Here is a 12,088-nt window from a genome sequence, read left to right as displayed (position 1 = left end):
GGCACCTCCTGGTTGCTCTACTGACCGGTATCGGGTCCTTCAACGACGTGAGGCCGCCCCCGATCTCTCGGGGACGGCCTCACATACGAGCCTGATTTATCGCGTTTCGCGGTGCGCGGTGTGCGCGTTGCAACGCGGGCAGTGCTTCTTCATCTCCAGTCGGTCCGGGTTGTTACGCCGGTTCTTCTTGGTGATGTAGTTCCGCTCCTTGCACTCCACGCAGGCCAGCGTGATCTTCGGGCGGACGTCGGTGGCAGCCACGTGAGTGCTCCTTGACGAACGGATGGGACAGGGTTCAACGCATAAAAGAGTAGCCGATCGAAGGACCGACCCCGCAATCGGCTACTGTCAGTAGCGGTGACCGGACTTGAACCGGTGACACAGCGATTATGAGCCGCTTGCTCTACCGACTGAGCTACACCGCTGTGATGCGATCGGTTCCCGCCTCGCAGCGGGAACCTCTCACACCAGAGCCCCAATACGGAATCGAACCGTAGACCTTCTCCTTACCATGGAGACGCTCTACCGACTGAGCTATTGGGGCGAGCGATGAAGACATTACACGCTCCGCCGCCGTTCGCCCAAATCCGTTTCGCGCCGCCCTGGACGCCTTGATCCACGCGGTTCCCGGAGGCCTCAACCGCCTCTCAGGTACGGCGGACCACGCCGGTACGACTATTGCGCTCCTCCACGTCAGGGGCGTGCGGCCACCCTAGGCTCGACTCACTCTGCGTGATCTTGCGTCCCCTTGCGCAGCCCGGGTTCGCGCAGTCCTGAGCTTGCGTAGTCCCGAGCCCCTGGAGCGCGATGCCCGACAGCCAGCCGCAGCCGCCCCACTCCTCGTCCTCGTCGGGTGCCTCGTCGTCGGGCCGTTCCGAGGGGGCCGGTCTCCTGTTGTCCGGGGCGCGGCTCACCGACGGCAGGACCGTGGACGTACGGCTGAGCGGCGGGCGCATCGAGGCGGTCGGTACGGCCGGCAGCCTGGCCGTGGGCGGCACGCGCGCGTGCGGCGCGCGCGTGGACCTCAGCGGCTATCTGCTCCTGCCGGCCCCGGCCGAGCCGCACGCCCACGGCGACACCGCGCTGTCGGCCGACGCCGAGGGGCCGGTCTCCCACGACCCCCACGACGTCCAGCGCCGGGCCACGGAGGCCGCCCTGCTCCAGCTCGGGCACGGGGCGACCGCGCTCAGGGCACACGTGCGCGTGGGGGACGTCCAGGGGCTGGGCGCACTGGAAGCCGTACTGCAGGCGCGGCGGTCGCTGCACGGGCTCACCGAGTTGACGACCGTGGCGATGCCCAGGGTGCTGACCGGGGTGGCCGGTGCCGAGGGGCTCGCCATGTTGCGGGACGCGCTGAAGATGGGTGCCTCGGTGGTGGGCGGCTGTCCGGATCTCGACCCCGATCCGACGGGTTATGCGGAGGCGGTCCTGGAGGTCGCCTCGGAACACGGCTGCCCCGTCGACCTGCACACCGACGCCACCGACCCGGCCCGGCTCGCCCGGCTCGCCGCCATGGCCGGCGGACTGCGGCCCGGCGTCACCCTTGGCCCCTGCGCGGGCCTGGACCGCCTCCCCGCCGAGGTGGTCTCCCGCACCGCCGACCAGCTCGGGGCGGCCGGAGTCGCCGTGGTGTGCCTGCCGCAGGGCGGCTGCGCGGGCGTCGACCGGCGGCGCGGCACGGCTCCGGTACGGCTGCTGCGCGCGGCCGGAGTCCGGGTGGCCGCCGGCAGCGGCGCGCTGCGGGACGCCTGCAACCCGGTGGGCCGCGGCGATCCCCTGGAGGCCGCGTACCTGCTCGCCTCCCGGTACGGGCTGCGGCCGGAAGACGCCTACGACGCGGTGAGCACGTCGGCGCGGACCGTGCTCGGGTTGCCCGAGGTCCGCGTGGAGGCGGGCTTCCCGGCCGAGTTGCTCGCGGTACGCGGCGACCGCCTCGCCGGCGCGCTCTCCCTGGCGTACAGCCGGATCGTGGTGCACCGAGGGCGCGTGGTGGCACGGACGAGCGCGGTCCGGGAGTTCGTACGGGAGTACTGCGACTCGGCGGCGGCCACGGAGTCGGGGCTGCCTCGGCAGGGGCGGGGGAGTGTGTCGTAGGGGCGAGTGTCTGTGGGGCGCTGAGGGTTCCGTGGGGGTGGTGGGTGTGCTTGGGATGGGGGGTGCATTGGGGCGCGTTGTGGCGCGCGCGGCGGCGTGGGCGGCGTGGGGGCGCATTGTGGCGGACGCTGCATGCAACGGCCTGCGGAGCGCGGGGAACTGCGCTACCAGCCACGACGGACCAGCAGCCGCTCCTTGGCCTCACCCTGACCTCACCCTGCCTCCGCTGAGGCGTCACCGGACCTACGCGGCAGATGGGCCTGGACGGGCGTACGGTCGAAGACATGCGCATTGTCATCGCTGGTGGTCATGGTCAGATCGCGCTGCGGCTGGAGCGACTGCTCGCCGCGCGCGGGGACGAGGTCGCGGGGATCATCCGTCGCACCGAACAGGGCGACGACCTGCGGGAGGTCGGTGCCGAACCGGTCCTGCTGGACCTGGAGTCGGCCTCGGTCGAGGAGGTCGCCGCCCATCTGCGGGGCGCGGACGCGGCGGTTTTCGCGGCGGGCGCGGGTCCGGGAAGCGGCGTGGCCCGCAAGGACACGGTGGACAAGGCCGCGGCGGTGCTGTTCGCGGACGCGGCGGTCCTGGCGGGCGTACGGCGCTTCGTGATCGTGTCGTCCATGGGGGCGAACCCACGGCATGAGGGTGACGAGATCTTCGATGTCTACCTGCGCGCCAAGGGCGAGGCCGACGCCCATGTGAGCGGCTTGGACGCCCTGGACTGGACGGTTCTGCGTCCCGGCGCGCTCACGGACGACGCGGGCAACGGCCTCGTACGCCTGGAGGCACACACCGGCCGGGGCTCGATTCCGCGCGACGACGTGGCCGCCGTACTGGCGGAGTTGCTGGACACTCCGGCGACGGCAGGGCTGACGCTGGAGCTGATCAGCGGTGCCACGCCGGTCTCGGTCGCGGTGAAGTCGGTGGCAGGCAACTGAGGATGGCCGCCGCGGGGGTGCCGGCGGCGCAAGAGGCGTTGCCGCGGCGGATGCAGGAAGTCTTCGCGACGGACGAGCGGGACGCCTTCGTACCGCCCCGTCTGGCCCCGAACGTGGACTGACCGAACATGCCGGCCGACGACGTGAGGCGGTATGGGCGTACTGAGCACGGCAGTTCGCGCCGGCCGCATCCCCTCGTACGGCTGGAGGGGCTGGGGTGGACGAGCTCGCCGGGGCGGTGGTGGTGACCGTACGGCTCGGGGTACGCGACGCGTCGGGCGAGCGGTGGGCCGGGGAGACGGTCGAGCACGTGTACTGGTTCGGGGAGGACGGGCCCGTGAGGCGGATGGAGGTGCGGGAGGGGTCGGGCTCTAGAGCGGAGTTGCGGTCCGTGTCGAGGTCGTCAGGTGGCTGAACGCTCAGAACAGGGGCAGTTGGCCGGGGACGACGGGTGGCACGTATCCGTCCAACGACGGCTGCGCCGCTCCTAGTTCCGCCTGTCTGCGGGAACCCGGGCAGGAGACCAGTTGACCTCTCGCGCGTGCTCCGGGCGGGTCGTGCCGGGCGAAGCGGCCGGCGACGACGGCAATCTCGCGACGGCATTCGGGGCAGAGCCTGCGACGACTGGACATGCAGTCAGTGTGCCCGGACGCGCGGCGTTTGTGCGTCCCAAGCGGGCGGCTGGGCTTGGCGGGGCGCGTGGGAAGGCGGGCGGAGCTCAAGGGCGGGCGGCTGCCGGGGGCTGGCGGGAGGAATCGCGTCCGAGGAGGGGTACCGCACCGCGTCTGAGAATCTCTTCGCCGCGCAGTCTGCCGTGCGGTAGGCACCGATGCACTCAACGCAACGCTGCGTGAGCAACATGGACGCGTGTCCTGACTCCACCGACAGGCCGGTGAGACACATCACCCGGCCCCGCCGCGCGATGGGGCGCCTGAACATCGCGAAACGAAGAAACCCCCTCCACTCTGCGTTTCCGCAGGTCGGAGGGGGTCTCTCTCAGCGTGGCGGCGCCAGGATTCGAACCTGGGAAGGCTAAGCCGGCAGATTTACAGTCTGCTCCCTTTGGCCGCTCGGGCACACCGCCGGGGTTTGCTGCCCTTCGAACCGTCTTTCGGCGGTGCTCCGTGGCAACGACGTAAACAATACCCGATGCCGAGGGGTGCTTCGCCACCCGATTGATCTGCGCTCGGAGGGCATGTGGTGACTAGGCTTGGGCGGATGCGGGCCGGGTCCACGCCGGGCTCGGCGCCCGCCCCCACGTACGCCGATACGCATCCGTACGCACGCCGATACGCACCCCGATACAAGGAGCCACAGGACATGGCCGACTCCAGTTTCGACATCGTCTCGAAGGTCGAGCGGCAGGAGGTCGACAACGCCCTCAACCAGGCCGCCAAGGAGATCTCCCAGCGCTACGACTTCAAGGGCGTGGGTGCCTCGATCTCGTGGTCCGGCGAGAAGATCCTCATGGAGGCGAACTCCGAGGACCGGGTCAATGCCGTCCTCGACGTCTTTCAGTCCAAGCTGATCAAGCGTGGGATCTCCCTGAAGGCGCTCGACGCGGGCGAGCCGCAGCTCTCCGGCAAGGAGTACAAGATCTTCGCGTCGATCGAGGAGGGCATCTCCCAGGACAACGCGAAGAAGGTCGCGAAGATCATCCGTGACGAGGGCCCGAAGGGCGTGAAGGCCCAGGTCCAGGGCGACGAGCTGCGCGTCAGCTCGAAGAGCCGTGACGACCTGCAGGCCATCATCGCCCTGCTGAAGGGCAAGGACTTCGACTTCGCGATCCAGTTCGTGAACTACCGGTGAGCCGCTGATTCAGCGATTCGCGAGGAAGGGTGGGCGCCTGGCCGGCACCCACCCTTCTCGCCTGCTGGCTGCGGTTCGGGGGTGTCAGTCGCGCGAGTTGCCGAAGAGGAGACGGTAGGCGATCAGCAGCACGAGGGAACCGCCGATCGCGGCGGCCCAGGTCGTCCCGTCGTAGAAGCTCTTGGTGACCGGGTGGTCCAGCCAACGGGCCGATATCCAGCCGCCGATGAACGCGCCCGCGACTCCGATGAGGGTCGTCCCGATGAAGCCGCCCGGGTCCCGGCCCGGCAGCAGGAACTTGGCGATGGCTCCGGCCAACAGCCCCAGGATGATCCAGCCGATGATGCTCATGCCCTGAACCTGCCCTTCCGCGCTGTGCCCGCACTGTCCGTGGTCTGTGATCTACGTCCCGACCGACTGGGCGTGTGCTGGAGCGCTTGCGTTGGACGACGTGCTCGTGCGACTCGCGTGCGGTGCTCTTCGTGCGGGTGTCCGTGTCCCGTTGATGAAGAGGACGTCCGTACTGCACCCTGCGGTTGCAGAGATCAGTAGGGTGCGGCGCATGACAGGTTCCGGTGCCGAACTGCGGCGCACGCTGGGCACGGGCGACGCCGTCGTCATCGGTCTCGGCTCGATGATCGGTGCCGGGATCTTCGCCGCCCTCGGCCCCGCGGCGCGCGCGGCCGGGTCCGGGCTGCTGCTCGGGCTCGCGGTCGCTGCCGTGGTCGCCTACTGCAACGCCACGTCCTCGGCGCGGCTGGCCGCTCTGTACCCGGCCTCGGGTGGCACCTATGTGTACGGGCGGGAGCGGCTCGGGCCGTTCTGGGGTTATCTGGCGGGCTGGTCGTTCGTGGTCGGGAAGACGGCCTCCTGTGCGGCGATGGCGCTGACGGTGGGTGCGTACGTCTGGCCGGGGCAGGCCCATGCCGTGGCCGTCGCTGCCGTGGTGGCGCTGACCGCGGTGAACTACGGCGGGATCCAGAAGTCCGCCTGGCTGACCCGGGCGATCGTGGCGGCGGTCCTCGCTGTCCTCGCTTCCGTGGTGGTCGTCTGTCTTGGGTCCGGGGCCTCGGAGGCCGGCCGGCTGGGCACCGGGGTCTCCGGCGGTGTGAGCGGGGTGCTGCAGGCGGCCGGTCTGCTGTTCTTCGCGTTCGCGGGCTACGCGCGCATCGCGACCCTCGGTGAGGAGGTGCGGGATCCCGCGCGCACCATCCCCCGCGCGATCCCCCTGGCCCTGGGCATCACGCTGGTGGTGTACGCGGTTGTGGCGGTGGCTGTCCTTTCCGTACTGGGTGCTGCTGCTCTGGGCCGTGCTGATGCGCCGCTGGCCGAGGCGGTGCGAGTGGCCGGGGTGCCGAGGCTGGTGCCGGTGGTGCGGGTGGGTGCCGTCGTGGCCGCGCTGGGTTCGCTGCTCGCTCTGATTCTCGGCGTCTCACGAACGACGCTGGCCATGGCCCGGGACCGGCATCTGCCGGGCGCGCTGTCCGCCGTCCACCCTCGCTTCCAGGTGCCGTACAGGGCCGAGCTGGCCGTGGGCGCGGTGGTCGCGGTCCTCGCCGCCACGGTCGACGTGCGGGGCGCGATCGGTTTCTCCTCCTTCGGTGTGCTCGCGTACTACGCGGTGGCCAACGCGTCGGCGTGGACACTCGGTTCGGCTCCGGCGGCCCGGGTGGTACCGGTGGTGGGGTTGCTCGGTTGTGTGGTGCTGGCATTCGCGCTGCCCGGCGTTTCGGTGGTCGCGGGCGCGGGGGTGCTGGCGGTCGGGGTGGTGGCGTATGGCGTACGGAAGCGGTGGGCAGGGCGGTAGGTCCGTGGCCGTCCCTCTCAAGGGAGCGTCAGGACGCGTGGGCCGGCGGTGCCGTGCGTATCCGGAACTGTGCCCAGGGAGTCATCTCCAACTCCTCGTTCATCTCCTCGTACCAGCCCGTGCCGTCGACCCAGGCTTGCAGCCAGTCCGTGAGGGTGGGGGCGTCCACGAACCAGGAGTGGTCGCAGTCCCCGGCGTTCGGCTCGAAGAGGAGAACGGGGGCTTCCGGGCTGTGGCAGTCCACGCACGCGTACATCGCACAGCCCCAGTGGGATATCGGCAGGACACCCTCGGGCCAGGGCCAGTCGGGGTCCTTACGGCTGCTCTTGCGGTTGGCCAGGTATTGCACGACGGCCGCGGGCTCGCCGGACGGAGGGCTGTCGAGCAGGGGCAGCAGGCCGTACTCCGGGCCGAATCCGCCGTCTCCTATACGCAGGTAGAGGTCGGCGAGCAGCGGGGGCAGGTGGAAGCCCAGCGCCGCCTCGGCCCTGGAGAGGGTGTCCGCCTCCACCGGCTCGGGGAGGGAAGTCCAACCCCACGGCCGGGTGTTGCGGGCCTTGTCCGCCACCCGTGCCAGCAACTGCTCGCTCTCGGTCATGCATTCATGATGCAGGGTGGCACCGACAGCCGGGCAGACCTGTGGACAACCTCCGGGTTGTGGAAAACCCCGGGTGAACCTCGGCTCAGGCGAGGTGGACGTCGACGCGATCGCCCTCGGCGAGAAAGGTGAGGAGTTCCACCACGCCCCCGACTCCTCGTAGCCCTCCTCGCCCTCGAACTCGGCTTCCGGGTCGTACGACAGCCGGACGTACTTGGGCGCCCCCACTCCCCCGGCCCGTCCGTCAGCGGGTCGCGAACGGCTCGTCCGTCGGGACGATTTCGCGGCCCAGTGGGAACAGGGACACGGGGATCAGCTTGAAGTTGGCGATGCCGAACGGGATACCGATGATCGTGACGCAGAGGACGAGGCCTGTCGCGATGTGGCCCAGGGCCAGCCACCAGCCGGCGAGGACCAGCCACAGGACGTTGCCGACGCAGGAGGGTGAGCCCGCATCGCGGCGCTCGACCGTGGTGTACCCGAAGGGCCACAGGGCGTAGACGCCGATGCGGAAGGCCGCTATGCCGAACGGGATGCCGATGATGGTGATGCAGAGCAGCGCGCCCGCGGCGAGGTAGGCGAGGAACAGCCAGAAGCCGCTCAGGACGAGCCAAATGACGTTCAGGATGGTTTTCATTGGGGGCGACCTGCCATCTTCTCGAGCCGGGCGATGCGCTCCGCCATCGGCGGGTGAGTCGAGAACATCTTGGACAGTCCCTGGCCAGGGCGGAACGGGTTCGCGATCATCATGTGGCTCGCGGTCTCGATGCGCGGTTCGGGGGGCAACGGCAGTTGCTTGGTGCCCATTTCGAGCTTGCGCAGGGCGCTGGCGAGCGCGAGGGGATCGCCGGTGAGCTGGGAGCCGGAGGCGTCCGCCTCGTACTCCCTGGAGCGGCTGATGGCCATCTGGATGAGGCCGGCCGCGAGCGGCCCGAGGATCATGATCATCAACATGCCCAGGAGGCCCGGGCCGTCATCGTCGTCGGAGCGGCCGATCGGGATCAGCCAGGCGAAGTTGACCAGAAACATGATCACGGAGGCGAGGGCGCCGGCGACCGACGAGATCAGGATGTCGCGGTTGTAGACATGGCTGAGTTCGTGGCCGATGACACCGCGCAGTTCGCGCTCGTCCAGGATGCGCAGGATGCCGTCGGTGCAGCACACGGCGGCGTTGCGCGGATTGCGGCCGGTCGCGAAGGCGTTGGGTGCCTCGGTCGGCGAGATGTACAGGCGCGGCATGGGCTGACGGGCCTGGGTGGAGAGTTCGCGGACCATGCGGTACAAGGCGGGTGCCTCGAACTCGCTCACCGGGCGGGCACGCATCGCGCGTAGAGCCAGCTTGTCGCTGTTCCAGTACGCGTACGCGTTGGTGCCCAGCGCGATCAGGACGGCCACAACCAGCCCCATACGGCCGAAGAAGCTGCCGATGACGATGATGAGTGCGGACAGTCCCCCGAGGAGGACTGCGGTCCTGAGCCCGTTGTGCCGGCGGTGCACGGTACGCCCTCCAAGTGGTGCAGCAGGGGAACCCTTTGCTTGCTGATCTCCGATGTCTTCCGATGCCACTGGTACGTGGTGTCACGTCCAGTGGACCCTCCCGTTTTGCTCAACGCCAGGCGAGGGTCACTAGTTCCCTTGTGCGCGCGGAGGCCCAGGTGGGCCGTCCGGGTGATGGTTCAGGCGTGGCTGTTCAGGTGCGGGTGGGCCGGTTCAGAAGAGTCCGGTGTCGGTGAAGCGCAGCACGAGCTGGGGCGCGCCCGAGAGGGCGATGCCGAGGACGCCGGTCAGGGCGAGCGCGGCGGTGAGGGGGGCGGGGACGCGGTGCGCGGCAGGTTCGCCCTCGGGGGCCCTGAACAGCAGTGTCGTCCACTGGAGGTAGTAGAAGAGCGCGATCACGACGTTGAGGGCCATGACGACTGCGAGCCATCCGAGGCCCGCGTCCACGGCCGCCGAGAAGACGGTGACCTTGGCGAACAAGCCGATGATGCCCGGCGGCAGTCCCGCCAGGCAGAGCAGGAAGAAGGCCAGGAGGAGGGCGGCGAGCGGGTTGGTCGCGTAGAGGCCGCGGTAGTCGGTGATGCGGTTCGCGGCCTTCGTACGGCCCACCAGCGCGGCCACCGCGAAGGCGCCGAGGTTCACGGCGGCGTACATGAGGGCGTAGGCGACGGTGGAGCCGACGGACCGTTCGGCGTCGTCGGAGTACGCGGCGGCTGCGATCGGGACGAGGAGGTAGCCGGCCTGGCCGACGGAGGACCATGCGAGCAGCCGTACGGCGCTGTACGCGCGCGTGGCCTGCTGTCGGAGGGCGCCGACGTTGCCGACGGTCATGGTGAGGGCGGCGAGCGCGGCCAGCGCCGGGCCCCAGACGTCGGCGTACGACGGCAGGGCGACGACGGTGACGAGGATCAGTCCGGAGAAGCCGACCGTTTTGCCGACGACCGACAAGTAGGCGGCGATGGGGAGAGGCGCGCCTACGTAGGTGTCGGGCACCCAGAAGTGGAAGGGGACGGCGGCCGTCTTGAAGGCGAAGCCGACGAGGGTGAGGACGACGCCGGTCTGGGCGAGGGTGTGGAGCTGTCCGTCGACGTTCTGGATGCGGTCGGCGACCTGTGTGAGGTAGAGGGTGCCCGTGGAGGCGTACACGAAGCTGATGCCCATGAGGCTGACCGCGGTCGCGGTGACCGAGGACAGGAAGAACTTCAGGGCAGCTTCGGAGGACTTCCTGTCGCCGTGCCGGATGCCGACGAGGGCGAAGGCGGGCAGGGAGGCGACCTCCAGGGCGACGACGAGGGTGGCCAGGTCGCGCGAGGCGGGCAGGAGTGCGGCGCCGGCGGCCGAGGAGAGCAGTAGGAACCAGTACTCCCCTTCGGGGAGTCTCTTGTCGGCGTCCTTGAGGGTGGTGACCGACAGAAGGGCGGCCAGAAGGGCGCCGCCAAGGACGAGGAACTGGATGACGAGCGTGAAGCGGTCGGCCGCATAGCTGCACACGTCGGCGTCGCCGGTCAGGCAGAAAGTGCTGCGGTCGCCGTCCAGGAGGGGCAGCAGCAGAAGCGCGGAGGCTGCCAGGCCCGCGACCGAGACCCACCCGAGCAGGGCTTTCTTCTGCTCACCGACGAACAGGTCCGCGACGAGAACGACGAGTCCGACGACCGCCGTGAGGGTCGGTGGCGCGATCGCGAGCCAGTCGACGGACTGCACGACGTTCGCGGCCAGGGGCTCGGCCGAAGAAGCCAATGGCTGAGCCATGGCTGCCAGGGTGCTCATCGGGTGCCTCCTGCGAGGAGCTGCTGGACGGCCGGGTCGGTGAGGCCGAGGAGGGCCTTCGGCCACAGGCCCGCCGCGACGGTGAGGGCGACGAGCGGCGTCCAGGCCGCGAACTCGTACGTGTGGACGTCGGCGAGCTGGGGGGCGTCCTGGGGTACGACGCCCATGCAGACGCGGCGGACCACGACGAGCATGTACGCGGCCGTCAGGAGGGTGCCGAACGCGCCGATCGCCATGAAGGTGAGGAAGGCGGGGCGGCTGAGGTCGGCGGCGGGGTTGAAGGCGCCGAACAGTGCCAGCATCTCGCCCCAGAATCCGGCGAGGCCGGGCAGGCCGAGCGAGGCGACCGCACCGAAGGCCAGCAGGCCGCCGAGGCGCGGGGCCTTGCCGTACAGAGCGGCGCCGGTCTCCTCGGCCAGAGTGTCGAGGTCGGTGGTGCCGGTGCGGTCCTTCAGGGCGCCGACCAGGAAGAACAGGAGGCCGGTGATGAGGCCGTGGGCGATGTTGGCGAACAGGGCGCCGTTCACACCGGTCGGGGTCATGGTGGCGATGCCGAGCAGGACGAAGCCCATGTGGCCGACGGAGGAGTAGGCGATGAGGCGCTTGAGATCGCCCTTCGCGCCACGCTTGGCGAGAGCGAGACAAGCCAGGGATCCGTAGATGATCCCGACCACGGCGAAGGCCGCGAGGTAAGGCGCGAAGTCGCGGAAGCCGTCGGGGGCGATCGGTAGCAAAATCCGGACGAACCCGTATGTACCCATCTTCAGCAGGACGCCGGCCAGCAGGACCGAGCCGACGGTCGGCGCGGCGGTGTGGGCGTCGGGCAGCCAGCTGTGCAGCGGCCACATCGGGGTCTTGACCGCGAGCCCGATCCCGATCGTCAGAACGGCGATGACCTGCACGGATGCGGACAACGACCGGCCGTTGTCAGTGGCGAGTGCCACCATGTCGAATGTGCCCGCCTTGATCCCGATCAGGAGCAGGCCGAGCAGCATGACGACCGAGCCGAGCAGTGTGTAGAGGATGAAGCGCCAGGCGGCGGCCTGGCGGTCCCCGCCGCCCCAGCGGGCGATGAGGAAGTACATCGGGACGAGCACCATCTCGAACGCGAGGAAGAACAGCAGCAGATCGAGGACGGCGAAGGTCGCGAGGGTGCCGGACTCGAGCATGAGCAGCAGTGCGACGAAGGCCTTCGGGGTGGGACCCGCGGGCATCTTGAAGTACGAGTAGAGCGCGCAGAGGAAGGTCAGCAGCGCGGTCAGGACCAGAAGGGGGAGGGAGATGCCGTCGATGCCGAGGTGGATGCGCACGTCCAGTGCGGGGATCCAGCTGATGTCGGTCGTGGCCTGCATCTTCGACGGATGGTCGTGGTCGAAGCCGAGTGCCAGGACGATCGCGGCGATGAGGATCACGCCGGTGACCGTCACGCCGTGCCGTAGTACGGCCTGGTCCGGCGACTTCCCCTTCAGTCCGGGCGGGGCCGGCAGCAGAGCCGTGACGGCGCCGAGGAGCGGGCCGACCACGACGAACGCCAGAAGGAACTGCATCACGGACTCGTTGATATCGATCACGCCT

13 protein-coding genes and 3 tRNA genes are annotated in these 12,088 nt (G+C 69.6%); 5 read left to right on the top strand and 11 right to left on the bottom strand.

The features are described from left to right. Positions 1–96 precede the first annotated feature (96 nt). The 3 genes from rpmG to BFN33_RS27205 all read right to left on the bottom strand — a co-directional run bounded on the left by rpmG (position 97) and on the right by BFN33_RS27205 (position 544). Positions 97–261: a 50S ribosomal protein L33 gene (gene rpmG, locus BFN33_RS27215; protein ID WP_003948671.1), complete on the bottom strand. Its 165-nt coding sequence runs from the start codon at positions 259–261 to the stop codon at positions 97–99. Between the two features lie 91 nt (positions 262–352). Next, positions 353–425: transfer RNA gene (locus BFN33_RS27210), tRNA-Met, on the bottom strand. A gap of 46 nt (positions 426–471) precedes the next feature. Beyond that, positions 472–544, bottom strand: a tRNA-Thr gene (locus BFN33_RS27205). Between the two features lie 263 nt (positions 545–807). On the opposite strand from BFN33_RS27205, the gene BFN33_RS27200 reads away from it, so the two are divergent. The 3 genes from BFN33_RS27200 to BFN33_RS27190 all read left to right on the top strand — a co-directional run bounded on the left by BFN33_RS27200 (position 808) and on the right by BFN33_RS27190 (position 3,450). After that, a complete protein-coding gene (locus BFN33_RS27200) occupies positions 808–2,094 on the top strand; it encodes an amidohydrolase family protein (RefSeq protein WP_069762793.1) in 1,287 nt (428 codons plus the stop codon). Between the two features lie 284 nt (positions 2,095–2,378). Continuing rightward, on the top strand, positions 2,379–3,035 hold the full coding sequence (locus tag BFN33_RS27195; RefSeq protein ID WP_069762914.1) for an NAD(P)H-binding protein: 657 nt from the start codon (positions 2,379–2,381) through the stop codon (positions 3,033–3,035). Between the two features lie 217 nt (positions 3,036–3,252). Beyond that, positions 3,253–3,450 (top strand): hypothetical protein, encoded by a 198-nt coding sequence (locus BFN33_RS27190; protein WP_069762792.1) that lies wholly within the window; start codon positions 3,253–3,255, stop codon positions 3,448–3,450. A gap of 4 nt (positions 3,451–3,454) precedes the next feature. Here BFN33_RS27190 and BFN33_RS54590 read toward each other — a convergent pair whose 3' ends face one another. Both BFN33_RS54590 and BFN33_RS27185 read right to left on the bottom strand, forming a co-directional pair. Next, positions 3,455–3,667 carry a hypothetical protein gene (locus tag BFN33_RS54590; protein ID WP_079141031.1) on the bottom strand — a complete coding sequence of 71 codons (213 nt, stop codon included), beginning with the start codon at positions 3,665–3,667 and terminating at the stop codon, positions 3,455–3,457. A 370-nt stretch (positions 3,668–4,037) separates the two neighbouring features. Further along, positions 4,038–4,119 (bottom strand) — tRNA-Tyr (locus BFN33_RS27185). 236 nt (positions 4,120–4,355) lie between these two features. Here BFN33_RS27185 and BFN33_RS27180 point away from each other — a divergent pair. Then, positions 4,356–4,844 (top strand): YajQ family cyclic di-GMP-binding protein, encoded by a 489-nt coding sequence (locus tag BFN33_RS27180; protein ID WP_069762791.1) that lies wholly within the window; start codon positions 4,356–4,358, stop codon positions 4,842–4,844. A gap of 84 nt (positions 4,845–4,928) precedes the next feature. Here the strand turns inward: BFN33_RS27180 and BFN33_RS27175 are convergent, their stop codons facing one another. Next, positions 4,929–5,195 (bottom strand): GlsB/YeaQ/YmgE family stress response membrane protein, encoded by a 267-nt coding sequence (locus BFN33_RS27175; protein ID WP_069762790.1) that lies wholly within the window; start codon positions 5,193–5,195, stop codon positions 4,929–4,931. A 211-nt stretch (positions 5,196–5,406) separates the two neighbouring features. Here BFN33_RS27175 and BFN33_RS27170 point away from each other — a divergent pair, with 211 nt between their 5' ends. Continuing rightward, positions 5,407–6,651 carry an APC family permease gene (locus tag BFN33_RS27170; RefSeq protein ID WP_069762789.1) on the top strand — a complete coding sequence of 415 codons (1,245 nt, stop codon included), beginning with the start codon at positions 5,407–5,409 and terminating at the stop codon, positions 6,649–6,651. A gap of 28 nt (positions 6,652–6,679) precedes the next feature. Here BFN33_RS27170 and BFN33_RS27165 read toward each other — a convergent pair whose 3' ends face one another. From BFN33_RS27165 to BFN33_RS27145, 5 genes are all read right to left on the bottom strand, one after another. Continuing rightward, the gene (locus BFN33_RS27165) at positions 6,680–7,249 is read right to left on the bottom strand and encodes an SMI1/KNR4 family protein (RefSeq protein ID WP_069762788.1); all 570 of its coding nucleotides are present in this window, start codon (positions 7,247–7,249) and stop codon (positions 6,680–6,682) included. Positions 7,250–7,493: 244 nt separating this feature from the next. Beyond that, positions 7,494–7,886 (bottom strand): YccF domain-containing protein, encoded by a 393-nt coding sequence (locus BFN33_RS27160; RefSeq protein WP_059204948.1) that lies wholly within the window; start codon positions 7,884–7,886, stop codon positions 7,494–7,496. Next, positions 7,883–8,746 carry a zinc metalloprotease HtpX gene (htpX, locus tag BFN33_RS27155; RefSeq protein WP_059204949.1) on the bottom strand — a complete coding sequence of 288 codons (864 nt, stop codon included), beginning with the start codon at positions 8,744–8,746 and terminating at the stop codon, positions 7,883–7,885. The genes BFN33_RS27160 and htpX overlap by 4 nt, the downstream gene beginning before the upstream one ends. Before the next feature lie 213 nt (positions 8,747–8,959). After that, positions 8,960–10,513 carry an NADH-quinone oxidoreductase subunit N gene (locus BFN33_RS27150; protein WP_176742479.1) on the bottom strand — a complete coding sequence of 518 codons (1,554 nt, stop codon included), beginning with the start codon at positions 10,511–10,513 and terminating at the stop codon, positions 8,960–8,962. Next, on the bottom strand, positions 10,510–12,084 hold the full coding sequence (locus BFN33_RS27145; RefSeq protein ID WP_069762787.1) for an NADH-quinone oxidoreductase subunit M: 1,575 nt from the start codon (positions 12,082–12,084) through the stop codon (positions 10,510–10,512). The genes BFN33_RS27150 and BFN33_RS27145 overlap by 4 nt, the downstream gene beginning before the upstream one ends. Between the last annotated feature and the right edge of the window lie 4 nt (positions 12,085–12,088).

The organism is Streptomyces sp. LUP47B, assembly GCF_001746295.1.
Classification (GTDB): domain Bacteria; phylum Actinomycetota; class Actinomycetes; order Streptomycetales; family Streptomycetaceae; genus Streptomyces.
The sequence above is the reverse complement of the archived record's forward strand: the minus strand, read 5'-3'. Positions and strand labels throughout refer to the sequence as shown.

Coding starts and splice junctions, on each gene's coding strand:
- BFN33_RS27200 (WP_069762793.1), top strand. CDS start 808: ATGCCCGACAGCCAGCCGCAGCCGCCCCACTCCTCGTCCTCGTCGGGT.
- BFN33_RS27195 (WP_069762914.1), top strand. CDS start 2,379: ATGCGCATTGTCATCGCTGGTGGTCATGGTCAGATCGCGCTGCGGCTG.
- BFN33_RS54590 (WP_079141031.1), bottom strand. CDS start 3,667: ATGTCCAGTCGTCGCAGGCTCTGCCCCGAATGCCGTCGCGAGATTGCC.
- BFN33_RS27180 (WP_069762791.1), top strand. CDS start 4,356: ATGGCCGACTCCAGTTTCGACATCGTCTCGAAGGTCGAGCGGCAGGAG.
- BFN33_RS27175 (WP_069762790.1), bottom strand. CDS start 5,195: ATGAGCATCATCGGCTGGATCATCCTGGGGCTGTTGGCCGGAGCCATC.
- BFN33_RS27170 (WP_069762789.1), top strand. CDS start 5,407: ATGACAGGTTCCGGTGCCGAACTGCGGCGCACGCTGGGCACGGGCGAC.
- BFN33_RS27165 (WP_069762788.1), bottom strand. CDS start 7,249: ATGACCGAGAGCGAGCAGTTGCTGGCACGGGTGGCGGACAAGGCCCGC.
- BFN33_RS27160 (WP_059204948.1), bottom strand. CDS start 7,886: ATGAAAACCATCCTGAACGTCATTTGGCTCGTCCTGAGCGGCTTCTGG.
- BFN33_RS27150 (WP_176742479.1), bottom strand. CDS start 10,513: ATGAGCACCCTGGCAGCCATGGCTCAGCCATTGGCTTCTTCGGCCGAG.